The sequence below is a fragment of the Novosphingobium sp. MMS21-SN21R genome (assembly GCF_031846015.1).
Taxonomy (GTDB): domain Bacteria; phylum Pseudomonadota; class Alphaproteobacteria; order Sphingomonadales; family Sphingomonadaceae; genus Novosphingobium.
Genome location: NZ_JAVRDU010000001.1, coordinates 2,439,732 through 2,458,183 on the forward strand (window position 1 = coordinate 2,439,732; position 18,452 = coordinate 2,458,183).

Genomic DNA, 18,452 nt, shown 5'->3' on the forward strand with positions numbered 1-18,452 from the left:
ACCATTGTTGATCCAGCGCAATTCAGCAAATTCAACGACTTGCAAAGTCCGCATCGCCGCTTGCAGAAAACGGGGGACTGGCGGCCTGAAAAACGTCCGGCGCCTGCCGTCCTAAATCCTGTGGTTAATGCAGGTGGAGGAAGAGCCATGTGGCGCAATACCGACAGCGACGACTTCAACGCTCACCGCCGTGCCCCGCGCGTCGGAATCGAGCTGCCCGTGCGCTGCAAGCACGGTGCAGAACGGTCAACGGTTATCCTTAAGGACCTCAACCAGTATGGCGCGCGCATCGAGGGCCTCGAGAAGCTGCGGCTCGATGAACCACTGCACCTGATGCTGCCGGGCCTTCAGCCCAAGATGGCCTTCGTCGTATGGTCGCGCGACCGGGTCAGCGGCATCGAATTCGAACACGCGCTGCACGACGATGTGTTCCAGAGCCTCGTCAGCGACTTTGCGATCAAGCACTTCCGCGAAGGCTATCCGCCCAAGTCACCCCCGGTGCGCCACGCTGCCTGAGGGTCTCCCCGGATCAGTGCTTGCCGCGCATCATCCCGACAAGGTGCACCGGGCCTGCGACGATGGCCCCGAGTGCCAGCCCGACAATGGCTGACAACACGGCATAGGTCAGCCAGCCGAGCACGCCGCCCAGCGGCCCTGCGGCCAGTTCCACCGCATGTTGCACCCCGTGTGCCATCTCGGCCGGTGCATGTACGCCCAGTTCCTCGAGGCCGTGCAGGATGATCCCGCCGCCGACCCAGAGCATGGCTGCCGTGCCGACCGTTCCCAGCAGCGTCAGCAGCACCGGCATCGCCCGGAGCAGAAACCGCCCGGTCGACTTTGCCAGAGCCGAGGCCTTCTTCGACAAGTGCAGGCCGATGTCGTCCATCTTCACGATCAACCCGACCGCGCCATAGACCGCCACGGTGATCGCTATGCCCACGACGGCAAGGATCAGTGCCTGCTCCCACAGTCCCTTGTCCGAAACTTCGGCCAGCGCGATCGCCATGATCTCGGCTGACAGGATCAGGTCGGTGCGGATCGCGCCCGAAACACGCGCATTCTCGAAGCTGGCGGCATCAGTAGGCTGATCGTCCAGCGTTTCGCCGATCTTCTCCGCGCCGAACTTCTCCAGCAGCTTTTCCGCCCCTTCGAAGCACAGGAACAACCCGCCGGCCATCAGCAGGGGCGTGATCGCGGCGGGCAGCAGTGCGCTCAGCGCAATAGCCGCCGGCAGCAGGATCACCAGCTTGTTGAACAGGCTGCCCCTGGCAATACGCGCGATCACCGGCAGTTCACGGTCTGGTGTGAACTCGGTCACGTAAGACGGTGTCACCGCCGCATCGTCGATCACCACGCCTGCCGCCTTGGTTCCCGCCTTGGTCGCCGCCGCGGCAACGTCGTCGAGCGATGAGGCCGCGGCGCGGGCAATCACGGAAATGTCGTCGAGCAGGGCGACTAGGCCGGTCGGCATGGGAAATGACTATCCTGTATCTGGGGAAAGGCGGGGCTGATGTGCGGGAACGCCCGAACAAGCGCAAGGGTCCACATGTGTCGAAACGTGACTGAAACGCACTCCCGGCGTGATACTTACACCCTGTCGCGCGAGCCCGGCACCGCGACCTCGACAAAGCGCGGCGCAGTTGTCGGCCCCGTTGCAGCAGCAGCGGCAAGCGCGGTTGGCGGGACGCGGTGCCGGGTGCAGACCCCGCCCGAACCGTCGGTGGTCAGCGGCGTCTCGAACTCGACGCCGATGACCTGTTCCTTCGATCGCACCACGTGCGAAATGGCCAATTGCCCGCCCCCCAGATCAACGACGAGGCTCGTCCCCACTGGCACGCCGAGCAGTCCATCGATCCGCGCGCCGGTGCGCGACAGGTCGCGCATGACCGCCTCGTAACGATGATCCTCGTGGATGATGCCGACCCGGCGGAACACCGAACGCCGCTCGGGCCGGTGGCGCTTGGGGCCGTTTGGCTCTATCTTCAACGCACCTGAAGCAACCCTCTGGTTCACATCGTCCAGAGGCATTGCGCGGGCAAAGATGTGTCCCTGCACCAGCTTTGCCCCGCGCCCGCGCACGACCTCGAGCTGATCGAACGCCTCGACGCCCTCTACCGTGGTTTCCATGCCCAGTGCATCGGCAAGTCCCATGATCGCCGTGATGATTTTCGCGCTGTTCTGGTCCTTGGCCGTGCACGTTTCGACAAAGCTGCGGTCGACCTTTATCCTGTCGAACGGCGCCGAGCGCAGATAGCTGAGCGAGGAATAGCCGGTCCCGAAATCGTCGAGCGCCAGCCGCACGCCGAGGCCTTTGAGTGCCGCAAAAGTCTCGTCGACCGCTTCGCTGTCGCGCATGAACACGCTCTCGGTCAGCTCCAGTTCCAGCCGTCCCGGCTCAAGCCCGCTTGCCGACAATGCCCCCGCTACCGCCGTCACGAAGCCCGGCACCGCAAACTGTACCGCCGAGACGTTGACCGATATCGTCACGCTTTCAGGCCACGAGGCTGCAACCACGCAGGCCTCGCGCAGCGCCCATTCGCCGAGCGACACGATCAGGTTGCTTTCCTCGGCGATCGGAATGAACAGCACCGGCGGTATGGTCCCGCGCTCGGGATGGTTCCAGCGCATCAGTGCCTCGAAACCCACCACCGTATTGTCGGCGATGCGGACGACCGGCTGATAGTGCAGTTCCAGCTCGCCCCGCCCCAGCGCCTCGCGCAAGTCATGGGTGAGCGCGCTGCGCTCCATCGCATCGTCCTTGAGATCGGCCGAGAAAAACCGGAACTGCCCGCGCCCGCCGTTCTTGGCCGCGTAAAGCGCAAGGTCGGCAGCAGAGACCAGAGCCTCGCGGTCATCGCCGTCGTGGGGTGCCACCGCGATGCCCACCGATGCGCCGATCACTGCGCGCTTGCCCTCGATCACATAGGGCTGCGAAAGCATCTGGATCAACTTTGCAGCGGTATCGCCCAGCCGCCCCCGGTCATCCATGTCGGGCAGGATCACCTGGAACTCGTCGCCGCCCAGCCGCCCGATCTCGCCACGCTCGCCCACGACCTTGCGCAGCCGCTCTGCCACTTGTCGCAACAGTTCGTCGCCCGCCGGATGGCCCATCGTGTCGTTGACGTGTTTGAACCGGTCGAGATCGAGCATCATCAGCCCGCAGCAGCGCCCCACCGGTCGGAAGGCCGCCAGCACCGCGTCGAGCCTGCGAGTCATGCGGTGGCGATTGAAGAGGCCGGTCAGCGAATCAAATTCTGCCGCACGTGAATCCTCGCGCTTGCGCAGATATTCGCTGGTTACGTCACGCGCGTAGCCGCTGTAGCCCTCGAACGTGCCGTCCGCCTGTTTGCGCGGTTGCCCTGAAAGCGCCCACCAGCGGGCGTCCTGTTCGGCGATTCCGGTTAAGCGCACGACAAGGTCGGTGATGCGACCATGCGAGGACAGTTGGAAACTGAGCGGCCGGTCTGAGCCTTCGTCCGGATTTCCGGGATCGGTTTCGATCAGCGAAGCCAGCGGTCTTCCGACAAAATCCGCTGCACCCGTATGAACCGAGGGGGAGATATAGGTGAGCCGCCCCTCGCGGTCGGTCGACCACAACCACGCCAGCCCCGACTGCTCGAACTGGTCGAGCATTGCCATGCGGCCGCGGGGATCGCCCGCGTGCACCGGCAAGGCAACAGCAGTCACAGCGCCAGGGTCACGCTCGCCGGATGATGGCGTGCGCGCCAATCCCCTGAGTATGCCCCTGACAACCATTCCCGATCAGCCCAACGCAATGGCGTGAATTTAAGGGCTTACCCTTAGTCTATCAGGGTTACCGCCATCCTAACAGGCTCCGGCACCACGAAGCACTCGCAAGGGTTCGCAATAGTGGCTAAGGCGCCTGCCATGGCACCGCCGGTCAAACGCCTGCATCACCTTGACGCCGCGCGGGCGCTGCTGCTCCTGCTGGGGCTGCCGTTCCACGTCGCCACCAAGGCCATCTTTGAAAGCGCGCCCTCAGCCATCGCTTTCCAGACGTCGCCAGTGATCGGCGCTTATACCTCAGTCACCCACGTGTTCCGCATGTTCGCGTTCTTCATGCTCGCAGGCTATTTTGCGGGCATGATGCGCGAGCGCAAGGGCGGGCCGGAATGGATTGCCGAGCGTGCACGACGCCTTGGCCTGCCGCTCATCGCCAGCCTGGCCACCTTGGGGTTGATCCAGTTCCGCTTGCAGGACATGCTGCTGCACAAGGCCTCCCCACGCTTCCTCGGCCTGCCGGTCGCGCTCGATCACTTGTGGTTTCTGATTGTCCTGATGGCCTTTTGCATGACCTACGTGGCGATCCCGGCCCGCGCGCTTGGCCCGCGTGAAGGCCTCAATCGCGCGATGACGTTGTCCGGTCCCGGCAGTATCCTGCTGCTGCTCGCACTCGCCGCCTGGGGCCTCGTCCGCTACGCCGCCGAACAAGTCCCGCCGATCCTAAACGCTCCCAGTGAAACCTTGCTGTGGCAGCAGTATCTGTTCCATGCCGCCGGGTTCGCGCTCGGTGTACTCGCATGGCATGGCCGTATCGGAGAACAGCTGTTCGCCTTGAGCAGCCGCGTTGTCGTCCCTGCGATCCTTGTGCTGCTGGCACTCTACATCCCGCTAGATCCGCTGATCCGTCCTGCTCTGGGCAAGGAAATCTACCCCGATCTTGCCGGCACACTCACCTTGCGCGCGCTCGAACTGCCGCTTGCCTATCTGATGGCGCTCGCGCTGTTCCGCCTGCTTGCCGCGCTGGTAAGGGGGCCAAGCCGCCTGATCACTTTCTTCGTCGATGGCGCGCTGGCGATCTACCTGTTCCACCTCGTCTGGGCGATGATCATCCTGCCACACACCCGCGCGCTGCCCCTGCCGCCCGAGGCGCAGTGGCTCGCCGCCACGCTCGGCGTCACCCTGCTCGCGGTCGCAAGTTACCTCGCCGTGCGGTCCACCAATCTGACCTCGGTCCTGTTCTGCGGCGCACCGCGCAAGTCAGCGCCTGTGCAAGCGCCGCAGCCGATCACGCAAACGTCAGGCTAGACCCAAGTCCTGCTTGCATTCCACATGGAAACCGCTATGGGCCACCCCTTCGCCGGGCATCCCGGTGAAACACGAAGAAAGCCGGAGGGGCCCCGCAATACCGCGGACAAGCCAGCGATCGGTTATAGAGATAAGGACGCAAAAGCATGCCGCTTTACGAGCATGTGTTTCTGGCGCGCCAGGATCTGAGCCAGGCTCAGGTTGATGTGCTTGCCGCCACAGCCACCGAAATCGTCGAGAGCAACAACGGCAAGGTCACCAAGACCGAGACGTGGGGCCTCCGTTCGCTGGCATACAAGATCCAGAAGAACCGCAAGGCACACTTCGTTCTGCTCAACATCGAAGCTCCCGGCGCCACCATCGCCGAGCTCGAGCGCCAGACGCAGATCAACGAAGACGTGATCCGCTACATGACTGTTCGCGTTGACGAACATGAAGGTGGCCCGTCGGTGATGATGCGCAAGAACGACCGCGAGCGTAGCCGCCGTCGTGAACGCGAAGGGGAATAAGACATGGCTCGTCCGTTTTTCCGCCGCCGCAAGAGCTGCCCGTTCTCGGGCAAGAACGCTCCGAAGATCGACTACAAGGACGTGCGCCTGCTTCAGGGCTTCATGTCCGAACGTGGCAAGATCGTCCCCAGCCGCATCACCGCCGTCTCGGCGAAGAAGCAGCGTGAGCTGAGCCAGGCGATCAAGCGCGCCCGGCACATCGGCCTCCTGCCCTACATCGTCAAGTAAGGAGCGCACATCATGCAGATCATCCTGCTCGAGCGCATCGAGAAGCTGGGCGCCATCGGCGACGAAGTGACCGTCAAGGACGGTTATGCCCGCAACTTCCTGCTGCCCAACAAGAAGGCGCTCCGCGCCAACGAAGCCAACCGCAAGGTCTTCGAAGCCAACCGCGCCCGCATCGAGGCCGATAACGCTGCACGTCGTGAAGACGCGAAGTCGGAATCGGGCAACGTCGAAGGCAAGGAAGTCGTGCTGATCCGCGCGTCGTCGAACGCCGGCCAGCTCTACGGCTCGGTTTCGGTCCGCGACATTGCAGACGGCCTCGTCGAACTGGGCGCCAAGGTGAACAAGGCAATGATCGTGCTCGAACGCCCGATCAAGACGCTCGGCGTCTACGACGTCCGCGTCGCGCTTCACCCCGAAGTGTCGGTTGGCGTCAAGGTCAATGTCGCACGCTCGGCTGACGAAGCCGCTCTGCAGTCGCAGGGCGTCGACGTGATGGCCGCGATGTTCGACACCGACGTCGGCGGCTTCACCGAAGCCTATAACCCGAACGCCGAACCGGGCGAAATCCCGGCCGACCTTCTGGACGAAGCCGAAGAAGAAACGGAAGCCTGAGGCTCCCGACCTTCCGGTCACAAGATCAAGGGGCGTCCTAACGGGCGCCCCTTTTTCGTTTGGCGCCTATTTCACCCCATCCAGCCGCAAGAACCGCGCGGCGTTGTTGTACAGGATATCGCGCTTCTGCTCAGCGCTCAGATAGTCCGCGTTCTGGATCAGGCCGATCGAATAGGCCATCAGGCCCGGCCAGGCGAGTTGGTCGGTGCCGTACATGATCCGGTCGCCGAAGCCGCCATCGACCAGCCGCTCGATATAACGGTTCACGTCCTTGCGCGGATAGCTCCAGATCAGCCCGGCGAGGTCGACATAGACGTGGCTGTTGGCCTGCAGCAGCGTAAGCATGTTGTCGATCATCGGATAGCCCGCGTGCATCACCTGCACCCGCAGCCTGGGATGCCGCGCCAGCAGGTCCTCCAGCAGAAGCGGATTGCCCGCCGATCCCCGATACGACGGCATCGCCACGTTGGCGCGGCCTGAGCCGCCCGTGCCCATGTGGATCGCCACCGGAATGTCCATCTTCTCGGCCAGCGCGAAGTACTGGTCCACGCGCATGTCGGATGGCGAAATGCCCTCGTACTGCAACCCGATCTCGCCCATCACCTTGAAGCCGTCCTTGCCGAAGGCGACTTCGAGCATCTTCAGTTCCCTGGCCGGATCGCTGTCGGCCACCCGGCCGAACGCAGTGCCGGGGATGACCCGGGCGGGCGCTGCCGCCTGCCACTTCTTCACGTCGTCGGGCTTGCCAAACACCACACCCCGCACATTCAACCGCTCCATCTCGGCCAGCACCATCTTCATGTACTGCCCCTTGGGTGCGGGGTAGAGCTTTGGCGAGCATTCCTCTTTCGACCAGCCGAACGGCGCTTCCGGCCCGTTCTTCGGGTCCGATGCCTCGAACCGCGACTGGTTGGGGCACACCGGCGTCGCCCACGACGCATCGTCCATCGCATGCATGTGCACGTCGATCACCGGGGCCGCATCGGCAGTGGTATTCTGCGCCCAGACGGCACTCGCGCTCACCAGCGCCACAGCAGTCATCGCAACAAACGGGATGCGCATGTTCAGGCTCCTTCGATTATCTTTGACAGCGTTATCAGTGCTGTTCGCCGAACGATCAAGCCCCTGAATTCCTGTCGCCCAAGGATCGCGGCAAGCTGACTTTGCAGAGTCCGAAAGCCGCGCTACAAAATTGCGATGGAAACAACTGAAACGATCATTGCCGCTCTTTCCCGCTATTACGATCAAGCCGTCGCCCTTCTGCGGGCCGATATTGCCGCTTATGCCAACGATGGCACCCTGCCCCCGGCGGGGCGGCGCGATGACGGCAGCTACTGCTATCCGCAGCTGACGATCCGTTTTGATGGAGATCCCAGAACGGAATCGACGGGCCGCGCCTTTGGACGGCTGACCCAGCGTGGCACTTATGCCTGCACTATCACGCGCCCGGCGCTGTTCGCCGATTACCTGGCAGAGCAGATCGACCTGATCCGCACCGGCTTCGACGTCCGCATCACCGCAGAACCCTCACGTCAGGAGATGCCGTTCCCCTATGTGCTCGACGGAGCCTATGGCGCGCAGATCGGCAGCGTCAGCCCGCAAGACCTCGCCCAGCACTTCCCCACGACCGACCTTGCCCACATCGGCGACGAGATTGCCGATGGCGAATACAATGTCGGCGACGGTCCCTTCCCACTCTCACTGTTCGATGGCCTCCGTACCGATTTCAGCCTCGCCCGCCTCGCCCATTACACCGGCACCCGGACCGAGGACTTCCAGCGCTACATCCTGTTCACCAATTACCACCGCTACGTCGACGAATTCGTCGATTGGGCGGGCCAGCAGATCGACGGGACGAACTACGTCGCACTCACCGGCGCGGGTGGGCTCAGCCTCGATGCCCCGACCGAGAACGCGCGAAATCGCCTGTCCGACACCGCTTGGCGGCGGCACCAGATGCCCGCCTACCACCTCGTCGCGCCTGACAAGTCGGGCATCACGCTGGTCAACATCGGCGTCGGCCCGTCCAACGCCAAGACCATCTGCGATCACCTCGCGGTGCTGCGCCCCGAGGCGTGGCTGATGATCGGCCACTGCGGGGGGCTGCGTCCCACCCAGAAGATCGGCGACTACGTCCTCGCCCACGCCTATTTGCGCGACGATCACGTGCTGGATCCGGTGCTTCCGCCTGAAATCCCCATCCCCGCCATCGCCGAAGTGCAAGTCGCGCTGCAAAAGGCCGCTGAGATGGTCAGCGGCGCAGGCGGCATCGATCTGAAAAAGCGCATGCGCACCGGCACCATCGTAACAACGGACGATCGCAACTGGGAACTGCGCTACACCCATTCTGCACGGCGCCTGTCGCTGTCACGCGCCGTCGGCATCGACATGGAAAGCGCCACCATCGCCGCGCAAGGCTACCGCTTCCGCGTCCCCTACGGCACGCTGCTCTGCGTCTCGGACAAGCCGCTCCACGGCGAAATCAAACTACCGGGGCAAGCCAACCGCTTTTACGAGGAAGCCATCGCCGCCCACCTCGCCATCGGCACCACCGCCTGCGCCCTGCTGCGCGAAGAAGGCGGACGCCTCCACAGCCGCAAGCTGCGTGCGTTTAATGAGCCGCCATTCCGCTAACGCGTCTTCGCAAGACAAGAAAAAGGCGGCAGGTCCAATCGGACTTGCCGCCGCTGTCTTGTTATCCGATGGGGCCGTCAGCCGACCATCTGGAGAACGATTTCGCGCAATTCGCGTTGCGATAGCACGGAAGAGGTGCGCTGCGGTTCACTCCGAACCGGAACCGCGAAGAGCGGTGCTTTGAGCGCGATGTTCGAATTCACGTAACTTGTATGCATTAAATTCCTGTATTTCTGATAAAATCAGCGGCGCCGTCTGACGCCACCGGGACCACCGCCGCCCGCGATCTTTTCACGGAATACGATGCGGCCCTTGGTAAGATCGTATGGGGTCATCTCGACCTTCACACGGTCACCCACGATTGAGCGGATGCGGAACTTGCGCATCTTGCCTGCGGTATATGCAATGATGCGATAGCCGTTTTCCAGCATGACGCCGAAACGGCCGTCGGGCAAAATCTCGTCGATTTCGCCATCGAGGGTAAGCAGTTCTTCTTTTGCCATCGGTCAGGCCACCCGGAACTTGATTTTGCCGCAAGGCATGGATGTTTTCCTTTCACGAAAACAGAAGAAACCCGCCGCACTGCTGCGAGTCGGGGCTGGTAGCGCGTGAAAGGAAGGAACGGCCAGACAGCCACAAATTCCGTCGCATGCGACGATAGCCCCCCGCAGGTGGGGATGAAACGCGCAAAAGTCAAGGAAAAGCGACTGCTTCACCTTCGCGGCGCAACCCTGCCTTACTCCTCGCCCATGCGCAACGCCGCAATAAACGCTTCTTGCGGGATCGAGACATTCCCGTACTCGCGCATGCGGGCCTTGCCCTTCTTCTGCTTTTCCAGAAGCTTCTTCTTGCGGCTGATGTCGCCACCATAGCACTTGGCAGTCACGTCCTTGCGCATCGCCGCGATGGTTTCGCGGGCGACGACCTTGCCGCCAATTGCGGCCTGTACCGGGATCTTGAACAAGTGGCGCGGAATCAGGTCCTTCAGCCGCTCGCACATGTGCCGCCCGCGCGCTTCGGCCGCACTGCGGTGGACGATCATGCTCAGCGCATCGACCGGCTCGTTGTTGACGAGGATGCTCATCTTGACGAGGTCACCCTCGCGCAGGCCGATCTGCTCGTAATCGAAGCTGGCATAGCCGCGGCTGATGCTCTTCAGCCGGTCGTAGAAATCGAACACCACTTCGTTGAGCGGCAGTTCATAGGTCACCTGCGCGCGCCCGCCGACGTAGGTCAGCCCGGTCTGCACCCCGCGGCGGTCCTGGCACAGCTTGAGGATCGAGCCGAGGTATTCGTCAGGCGTGTAGATCGTGCCCTTGATCCATGGCTCGTCGATCTGCGCGATGCGGCTCGGATCGGGATAGTCCGCCGGGTTGTGCAGCATTATCTCGCGCGCATCGTCGGTCCGGCTCTTGTTGAGCTGGATGCGGTAGACCACCGACGGCGCGGTGGTGATCAGGTCGAGATCGTATTCGCGGCTCAACCGCTCCTGAATGATCTCCAGATGCAGCAGCCCAAGGAATCCGCAGCGGAACCCGAAGCCCAGCGCGGCGCTCGATTCCATCTCGAAGCTGAAGCTGGCATCGTTGAGGCGCAAGCGGCTGATACTTTCGCGCAGCTTTTCAAACTCTGCCGCATCCACCGGGAAGATACCGCAGAACACCACCGGCTGCACTTCCTTGAAGCCCGGCAGCGCCTTGGTGGAGCCATTCTTGACCGTGGTGATCGTGTCACCCACGCGGGCCTGCGCCACTTCCTTGATCTGCGCGGTGATGAAGCCGATTTCACCCGGCCCCAATTCCTCCAGAATCTCGATTTTCGGGCGCATGCAGCCCACGCGGTCGATCAGGTGTTCGGTGCCGCCGGCCATGAACTTGACCTGCAGGCCCTTGCGGATCACGCCGTTGATCACCCGCACGAGGATGACGACGCCGAGATACTGATCGTACCACGAATCGACCAGCATGGCGGTGAGCGGTGCATCACGGTCCCCACCCGGCGGTGGGATGCGCTCGACCACCGCGTCGAGCACTTCCTCGATGCCGATGCCGGACTTCGCGCTGGTCATCACCGCGTTGCTGGCGTCGATGCCGATGATGTCCTCGATCTCGGCCTTGACCTTTTCAGGCTCGGCAGCGGGCAGATCGATCTTGTTGATGACAGGCACGATCTCATGGTCATGCTCGATCGACTGGTAGACGTTGGCCAGCGTCTGCGCTTCCACGCCTTGCGCCGCGTCCACCACCAGCAGCGCGCCTTCGCAGGCGGCAAGACTGCGGCTGACTTCATAGGCAAAGTCGACGTGGCCCGGTGTGTCCATCAGGTTCAACTGATAGGTCTTGCCGTCTTTGGCGGTGTAATCCAGCCGCACCGTCTGCGCCTTGATCGTGATCCCGCGCTCGCGCTCGATATCCATGTTGTCGAGCACCTGCTCGCTCATCTCACGCGCGGTCAACCCGCCCGTGTGCTGGATCAGGCGGTCGGCCAGCGTGGATTTGCCATGGTCGATATGGGCAATGATGGAGAAATTACGGATCAGCGCAAGGTCGGTCATGGCCGCGCCGTTAGCAGGTGTGCTGGCCAAAGTCACGATGGGCAGGGGTGAGATGCGGAAATCGGCATCAGCAATGATTCCTTACAATTCCACTTCACATATGTGACGACTGAAATACATCCGCAACATTGGCATATTATATTGTTTTTACAGCAAGATAACGTCGATTTTACCGGCGATCTCGCTCACAAATTCCGTCAATTTGGTGTCACATATCCGTCATTTTATCCGCCTAGCCGGGCCAGGTGTAATGCAGGACGGAGCAGGCGGTGATAAATTCGAAGGTCTTCAAGGCAGCGTTGGCGGCAAGCGTGTTCGTCGCCGTGCCCAATGTCGCAGCGGCAGCCGAAGATCAGTCGGCCAGGATCGCCGACCTTCAGCGGCAGGTCGATGAGCTCAAGGCAATGGTCATGGCGTTGAAAGACGCACAAGCCGCTGCGCCCGCATTTGCAGCCGTCCAGCCGCAAGTCAGCGCGCCTGCCCCGCCTGCCGCCCCCGCAGTCCAGTTGGCATCGGCCCAGCCCGCATCAGCGCCTGCCGCAGCGCCTGAAAAGAAGAAGGCCTGGTACGAAAAGCTGCAACTGCGCGGCTATACCCAGCTTCGCCTGAACGAGGTGATTGCGGGCGACAAGAACGCGCCTGCAGGCAAATCACGGCTAAGGTCGGTGCAGGACGGCGGCATCAACGAGAACGGCAACTTCTCGATCCGCCGCGCCCGCCTTGTCGTACAGGGCGATATCTCGAACCGCGTATCGCTCTATATGCAGGGCGATCTTTCCGCCGCGGTCAGCAACCAGACCGGCGGCGAATCCCGCCAGAACTTCTTCCAGATGCGCGACGCCTATGCCGACGTCTGGCTCGACAAGGCCAAGACGCTGAAGGTGCGCCTCGGCCAGTCCAAGATACCATTCGGGTGGGAGAACCTGCAAAGCTCGTCCAACCGCGCGCCACTCGACCGCTCGGACGCGATCAACGCCCCGGTTCCGGGCGAGCGCGATCTTGGTATCGTTGCTTATTACACCCCGCCCAAAATTCAGGCGATCTGGGATGAACTGTCGCACGACGGCCAGAAGCTGTTCGGCAATTACGGCGCACTGGGCGTCGGCGTCTATGATGGCCAGTCGATCAACCGCGCCGAAAAGAACGGCGGCATGATGACCGTGGCAATGGCCACCATGCCATTCCGTCTCGATGGCCTCGGCGGCCTGTTCGAGGGGCAAGTGGCTGAGATCGGTGCATCGGCCATGCGCAACAAGTTCCGTCCGGAGATCCGCGCTGGCGGCGTCTCGGCGGTGGACTATGACGACAACCACGTCGGCATTCACGCACTTCTCTACCCCAAGCCCTTCGGCGTTCAGGCCGAGTGGACCTGGGGCAAGACACCTGAGTGGGACCGCGCCACCGGCACGATCAAGTCGAAGGATTCGAGCGGTGGCTATGTCATGGCGATGTACAGGGTGCCCAAGTCCCCGATCGGCCAGATCATCCCCTTCGCGCGGTGGCAGCACTATCGCGGCGGGTGGAAGGCTGCGACCAACGCTCCGCGCCTCGAGACCGACGAATACGAAATGGGGGTCGAATGGCTCCCGCTCAAGGAACTGGAACTCACGTTCAGCTATGCCAACCTCAGCCGCACCGAGGCCGACGAACGGCGGACCGGTCGCGCCAAAGGCGACCTGGTCCGCGCGCAAGTGCAATGGAATTACTGATCGCGATTAAGTCAGCTGGCTGCCAAAGCGCTGGAGAGACGAAACACGGCTTGTGCCGCTGCACCGTTGACATAGCGGACGCGGTACATCGTCGCACCGGCATAGCTGCCGGTGATCCGCACTGAAAGTTGGCCGTTGCTGGCTGCGGCAACGGCCACCGAGGCAGCGGTGAACCAGGTCGTCCCGGTGTCGAGCGACTGGTCTATGAACAGCGTGCCGGCAGCATCGGCATATGCCTGCGCCGCGAAGAAGCCGTGCTGGGTTGATGTTACGGCCCTGCCGGTGCCGGTATATGCGGCAGAGGCGGCAAGCGCGGCAGTGCTGTCCGTAAAGCCGGAATTGGGGTTGATCGTCCCACTGATCGCAACTGTTCCGACGGTCGCGCTGCCGGCCGCCAGTGATGTGCCCATGACATTGAGCGGGCGCCGCTTCATCACGAGCGCGATGGTCACCGTCCCACTACCGAACGTAGACACCCGCGCCCGCACAAACGCCGCAGCCGTGGCAAAGGCGTACATCCCGCCAAGCGTCGTCGAGTTCACCGGACTGCTGGCAGACGATGCAGCCCCGATGACGGGAAGCGCCACCCACACCGTGCCGTCGTTCGATTGCTCATAGCTGATAGTGCAGCCGGTGCCGCCGCCCAGCACCTGAAAAGTGCCCCCGCCGAAGCCCAGCGTCGAACTGGAAACTACCGTCGCCGCCGAAGTTGCACTGCCAGTGATCGTGAGGTTGTCGGCAACATCATCAACGAAGACGTTGCCAATGTGGTTCGTGCTTGCAGCCAGACCGGTGGTGAAAGCGCGGTAGATCGCCGAAAGCCAACCGGTCAGGCCAGTTCCGCCCGTCGGCATCGTGGCGCCCGTAACGGCTGCGCCGCCCGGCTCCAGGCTCCCACCCGCCCCGCTCAACACCACCGGCATCGGGGTTGTCGTCGTCACCAGTTCGGTCGAACCATCCGCCTTGGCATAAGCCACGGCGCTGACCGGCGTATAGCGTCCGGGAAATGTGATTTCTGGATTGGGCATCGTTGTCTCCATGATTAGGCGGTACAATCGACGCAGTGAGATAACCATAATGGTTCGTGTAGGAAAACGAAAAATTGGCTCGGCACAGTCTGCATGTCACCGCATGCAGTGCACGCTCCGGCGCATGCAGGTCAAACGCCGCATTCGTTCATCCGGCGTTGTGGATCATATGGCGAAACCAGACGTTACCAGCATCGAAGCCCGCCCACTCTGGGCTAGTTTGTGAATTTCAAGGAATACACAGCCATGAAGAAAACCATTCTTGCGGCCACCCTCGCCGCCATCGCCCTGCCCGCCGCTCCCGCCTTTGCCGATCCGCCGCGCTGGGCCCCCGCCCACGGCCACCGCGCCAAGGAGCGCGCTATGTACGATAGCCGTGGCCGCTATCTCGAACCGCGCCGCATCAGCAGCAACGACCGCGTATGGCGCGGCAATGATGGCCGGTATTACTGCAAGCGCAGCAACGGCACGACCGGCCTGATCATCGGCGCAGCAGGTGGTGCTCTACTCGGCCGCGCGATCGACACCACGGGTGAACGTGCAACCGGCACCGTGCTCGGCGCGGTCGGTGGTGCATTGCTCGGCCGCGAGATCGAGCGCAGCGGCGCACGCTGCCGCTAAGCTTTAACGCCTTTCAACCGGAAGGGGCGGGACCGCAAGGCCCCGCCCTTTTCATTTGCCCTTCAGTTCCTTCACCAATCCCGGCGCCGGGTAGATCACCTCGAGCGCCTGCTGGATCGCTGCCGCGCTAACCACCACGGTCCGGTTCACGTCGGCCTGATAGCCGTAATTCCCGCCAATCGAATGGATGTTCCCGTCGAACGCCGCGCCGATCACGCTTCCGGCGCGGTCGATTACCGGCGACCCTGAATTGCCGCCGATGATGTCGTTGGTCGTCACGAAGTCGAACGGCGCAGCCTTGTCGATCTTCACCGCGCTGGCCACGAAACCCGATGCAAGGTCGTAGGGCGCCGCGCCTGTCGCACGGTCGAACGCGCCGCCCATCGTCGTCACCGGTTCCACTTGCTGGCCGCGCTCGGTCCAGCCCTGCACTGTGCCGTAGCTGATCCGCAGACTGAACGTCGCATCAGGATAAACCTTGTCGCCATAGGCCGCGAACCGCGCATCGGCCAGCTTCGCCCCCGCCGCAGCAAGCGGCCCGGCATAGCGCTCGTCCACCAGCTTTTTCAGCGCCCGCTCGCGCGCATCCAGACCCCGCGCATAAATAATCAGCGGGTCGGTCGACGCCGCGATGGCCGTGCTTCCGCCGTCCCACAAAGCCTTGCGTGCTACCGGGTCAGCCAGCGTAGTGCCCCCCACCAGCCGCTCGGCCAGCGCTTCGGGCGCTTCCTTGCCCAGCATCAGCTTGGTGTCGGGATCGTCCGCGCCCAGATATTCACGCGCCTTGGAAAGGCTCCACGCCAGTTCGATCTGCTCCAGCCAGGGATAGACCGGCGCGGCATCGAGCAGCGTTTTCTCGGTCAACGCCAGATTGCTCTGGCTGAACCCTGGCAGCCGCTCGCCGTCGGGCTTTTCGCGTTCCGCAGCCCCCTGGACCAGCGTCTTGGCATAGCCCATCAGCGTGCCCGACGGCGTGATGTAACGCCACGGCAGGTAGATATCGCGGTATGCCTTCACCGCGCGGCCAACGTCGCTCCACGGATCACCGACGCCCTGCTTGCCCAGCGTCTTCGCCTTGATGTCCGCCTCGACATCAGCCAGCGATTTAATGAAGTCCGGATCGTTCAGCGCCTTCTGCCGCCCGATATAGACCTTGAGGCTGTTCTCGATCCCGAACAGCCCATCAGCACCCTCGCGCTTCTGTTGCGCGCTCTCGTCCATGGCCGAGATCATCCGCCCGCGCAGTTCCGACAGCGTGGTAATGGTGATCGGAAGCGAAACCTCCCGCTGAAACGCGATCTGGTCGCTGGTGAACAGCCGCTGCGTCGAGCCGGGATTGCCAACCACGAACGTCGCCTCGCCCACCTGCGGCGCGCGCGGGTTCCACTTGAGGAACGACGCCACCTTCACTGGCTTGCCGTTTTCGTAGGCCCGAAGGAAGGCGGCATCCAGAGCATAGCGCGGATAGTTGAAGTTGTCGGGGTCGCCGCCAAAGAACGCCGCCTGAAACTGCGGCGCCCACGCCAGCCGCACATCGGAGTATTTGCGGAAGGTATATAGCTTGTATTGCCCGCCGCCGAACAGCGTCACCACCTCGCATTGTGTGGTCTTCGCGTCCGTACACCCTTCCTGCTCGATCTGCGCGATGACCCCGTTGCGTGCCTTCACCAGCGCTTCGCCTGAAAGCGCGCCAATCGCCGCCTTCACCCGCCCCGTAACGTCGCTGATCGCGGTGACCACTTCGGCCTGCTGGCCCGGACACTTCAGTTCCTCCTCGCGCCGCGCCGGCACAAACCCGTCCTTGAGATAGTCCTTCTGATCGGTCGAATTGTCCTGCGCGCATTCCACAACGCAATGATGATTGGTCAGGATCAGCCCTTGCGGCGAGACGAAGCTGGCCGAGCACCCCCCCGTCAGCCGCACTGCCGCCGCGCGCGTCCGATCCAGCCACGTGGTGTCAGGCGCCCAGCCATAATCCTTCCGCATCTGCGCCGCCGGAAAGGCATCGAAAGTCCACATCCCCTCGTCGGCCTGCGCGGCAGAGGCAAAGCTCAGCGCAAGGGCAGCGGCGGTGAGCGGAAAACGGCAAATAGGCATCGGGTCTGGCCTTCACACTGGTTGCACCTGCAATCGCTTCCCCTCTGCCACGCCAAACCCCGCATGCAAAGCGGATCAATCGCCTCGTTGGCGCGTTTTACCCCTTGCGACTGAAACGCCAGAGAATATTCTTCACCCCATGTGGCTGCTCGATCAGATGTTGAAGCGGCTGGTCCGCACCGGTCCCCTCGTCGTGATCGATCATGACGGGCGGGAATACACTTACGGCACCGGCACCGCGCCGCTCCGCATCCGCCTGACCGACAAGGGCGCTGCGATGCACATCGCGCGCGATCCCCGCGTCGGCGCGGGCGAGGCCTATATGGATGGCCGCATGGTCGTCGAACCACCGCACGACATCCGCGATTTCATCCTGCTGGTCATGTCCAACGCCAAGGCGGCTGGCGGGATCGACCGCAAGGGCCCCGTCCGCAAACTGCTCGGCAAGCTCGCCTCGCGCGCAGACCAGATCAACGAGCGTGCCAAGGCATCAAAAAACGTCGTCCATCACTACGATCTCACCCGCCAGTTTTACGAACTGTTCCTCGATGAAGACCGGCAATACACCATGGCCTACTTCCGCGATCCGGCGAACACGCTGGAACGCGCGCAAGTCGACAAGAAGGCCCTGATCGCTGCCAAACTGCTGCTCGAGCCCGGCAAGGCCGAAGGGACGCGCGTGCTCGATATCGGTTGCGGCTGGGGCGGCCTCGGGCTTTATCTCAACCGCCATTTCGGCTGCGAAGTCCTCGGCGTCTCCCTCGCTCCCGATCAGGTCAAGTTCGCCAACGAACGCGCCCAGGCTGCGGGCGTGGCCGACAAGGTCAAGTTCCAGCTGATCGATTACCGCGACGTCACCGGCCAGTTTGACCGCATCACCAGCGTCGGCATGATCGAGCACGTCGGCGCGCCGCACTTCACCGAATACTTCGCCAAAACCAATGACCTTTTGGCAGATGATGGTGTAATGCTCACTCACACCATCGGCCGCACCAGCCCGCCCGGCACGACCGACAAATTCACGCGCAAATACATCTTCCCCGGCGGATATATCCCCGCCTTGAGCGAACTCGTCGCCGCCATCGAAAAGACCCGCTGGGAAATTGGTGACATCGAGTTCCTGCGCTACCATTACGCCTATACCCTGGCGGAATGGTATCGCCGCACCTGCCGCCACGAAGCCGAGATCACCGCGCTCTACGACGCCCGCCTGTTCCGCATGTGGCAGTTCTACCTCGCCGGCGCCGAACAGAGCTTCCGCCATGGCAACATGGTCAACTTCCACATTCAGACCGTGAAGCGCCGCTCTGCCCTCCCCATGACCCGCGACTACATCCAGCAGGAATGGGCGCGGCTCTCGGCGCTGGACGAAGCACCTGAATGGCATCTGGCACGCAGCGCGGCCGAATAA

At 62.9% G+C, this 18,452-nt stretch carries 16 protein-coding genes; 9 read left to right on the plus strand and 7 right to left on the minus strand.

Features of this window, described 5'->3' with window-relative positions; genetic code table 11:
• Positions 1-147: 147 nt before the first annotated feature.
• The gene (locus RM192_RS11645) at positions 148-516 is read left to right on the plus strand and encodes a PilZ domain-containing protein (protein WP_311507717.1); all 369 of its coding nucleotides are present in this window, start codon (positions 148-150) and stop codon (positions 514-516) included.
• A 13-nt stretch (positions 517-529) separates the two neighbouring features.
• Here the strand turns inward: RM192_RS11645 and RM192_RS11650 are convergent, their stop codons facing one another.
• Positions 530-1,471: a DUF808 domain-containing protein gene (locus RM192_RS11650; protein ID WP_311507718.1), complete on the minus strand. Its 942-nt coding sequence runs from the start codon at positions 1,469-1,471 to the stop codon at positions 530-532.
• A gap of 116 nt (positions 1,472-1,587) precedes the next feature.
• Positions 1,588-3,639 carry an EAL domain-containing protein gene (locus RM192_RS11655; protein WP_311507719.1) on the minus strand — a complete coding sequence of 684 codons (2,052 nt, stop codon included), beginning with the start codon at positions 3,637-3,639 and terminating at the stop codon, positions 1,588-1,590.
• A gap of 249 nt (positions 3,640-3,888) precedes the next feature.
• Between RM192_RS11655 and RM192_RS11660 the strand changes: the two genes are divergently transcribed.
• The 4 genes from RM192_RS11660 to rplI all read left to right on the plus strand — a co-directional run bounded on the left by RM192_RS11660 (position 3,889) and on the right by rplI (position 6,398).
• A complete protein-coding gene (locus RM192_RS11660; RefSeq protein ID WP_311507720.1) occupies positions 3,889-5,049 on the plus strand; it encodes an acyltransferase family protein in 1,161 nt (386 codons plus the stop codon).
• A gap of 146 nt (positions 5,050-5,195) precedes the next feature.
• Positions 5,196-5,558, plus strand: coding sequence for a 30S ribosomal protein S6 (gene rpsF, locus RM192_RS11665; protein WP_311507721.1), 363 nt, complete (start codon positions 5,196-5,198; stop codon positions 5,556-5,558).
• A 3-nt stretch (positions 5,559-5,561) separates the two neighbouring features.
• Positions 5,562-5,786 carry a 30S ribosomal protein S18 gene (gene rpsR / locus RM192_RS11670; protein ID WP_011445073.1) on the plus strand — a complete coding sequence of 75 codons (225 nt, stop codon included), beginning with the start codon at positions 5,562-5,564 and terminating at the stop codon, positions 5,784-5,786.
• Positions 5,787-5,798: 12 nt separating this feature from the next.
• On the plus strand, positions 5,799-6,398 hold the full coding sequence (gene rplI / locus RM192_RS11675) for a 50S ribosomal protein L9 (protein WP_311507722.1): 600 nt from the start codon (positions 5,799-5,801) through the stop codon (positions 6,396-6,398).
• Positions 6,399-6,464: 66 nt separating this feature from the next.
• Here rplI and RM192_RS11680 read toward each other — a convergent pair whose 3' ends face one another.
• Entirely contained in the window at positions 6,465-7,460 is a 996-nt protein-coding gene (locus tag RM192_RS11680) for an amidohydrolase family protein (protein WP_311507723.1), read from the minus strand.
• A gap of 135 nt (positions 7,461-7,595) precedes the next feature.
• Here RM192_RS11680 and RM192_RS11685 point away from each other — a divergent pair, with 135 nt between their 5' ends.
• On the plus strand, positions 7,596-9,032 hold the full coding sequence (locus RM192_RS11685; RefSeq protein ID WP_311507724.1) for an AMP nucleosidase: 1,437 nt from the start codon (positions 7,596-7,598) through the stop codon (positions 9,030-9,032).
• A gap of 242 nt (positions 9,033-9,274) precedes the next feature.
• On the opposite strand, the gene infA is transcribed toward RM192_RS11685, so the two are convergent.
• Positions 9,275-9,535 (minus strand): translation initiation factor IF-1, encoded by a 261-nt coding sequence (gene infA / locus RM192_RS11690; protein ID WP_311507725.1) that lies wholly within the window; start codon positions 9,533-9,535, stop codon positions 9,275-9,277.
• A gap of 233 nt (positions 9,536-9,768) precedes the next feature.
• Positions 9,769-11,586, minus strand: coding sequence for a translation elongation factor 4 (lepA, locus tag RM192_RS11695; RefSeq protein WP_311508622.1), 1,818 nt, complete (start codon positions 11,584-11,586; stop codon positions 9,769-9,771).
• A gap of 269 nt (positions 11,587-11,855) precedes the next feature.
• Between lepA and RM192_RS11700 the strand changes: the two genes are divergently transcribed.
• Entirely contained in the window at positions 11,856-13,295 is a 1,440-nt protein-coding gene (locus tag RM192_RS11700; RefSeq protein WP_409233808.1) for a porin, read from the plus strand.
• Positions 13,296-13,306: 11 nt separating this feature from the next.
• On the opposite strand, the gene RM192_RS11705 is transcribed toward RM192_RS11700, so the two are convergent.
• Positions 13,307-14,323, minus strand: a complete 1,017-nt coding sequence (locus RM192_RS11705) for a hypothetical protein (RefSeq protein ID WP_311507726.1) — start codon at positions 14,321-14,323, stop codon at positions 13,307-13,309.
• Positions 14,324-14,569: 246 nt separating this feature from the next.
• Here RM192_RS11705 and RM192_RS11710 point away from each other — a divergent pair, with 246 nt between their 5' ends.
• Positions 14,570-14,944 carry a glycine zipper 2TM domain-containing protein gene (locus RM192_RS11710; protein ID WP_311507727.1) on the plus strand — a complete coding sequence of 125 codons (375 nt, stop codon included), beginning with the start codon at positions 14,570-14,572 and terminating at the stop codon, positions 14,942-14,944.
• A 51-nt stretch (positions 14,945-14,995) separates the two neighbouring features.
• Here RM192_RS11710 and RM192_RS11715 read toward each other — a convergent pair whose 3' ends face one another.
• Entirely contained in the window at positions 14,996-17,041 is a 2,046-nt protein-coding gene (locus RM192_RS11715) for a S46 family peptidase (RefSeq protein WP_311507728.1), read from the minus strand.
• A 139-nt stretch (positions 17,042-17,180) separates the two neighbouring features.
• On the opposite strand from RM192_RS11715, the gene RM192_RS11720 reads away from it, so the two are divergent.
• The gene (locus tag RM192_RS11720; RefSeq protein ID WP_311507729.1) at positions 17,181-18,452 is read left to right on the plus strand and encodes a cyclopropane-fatty-acyl-phospholipid synthase family protein; all 1,272 of its coding nucleotides are present in this window, start codon (positions 17,181-17,183) and stop codon (positions 18,450-18,452) included.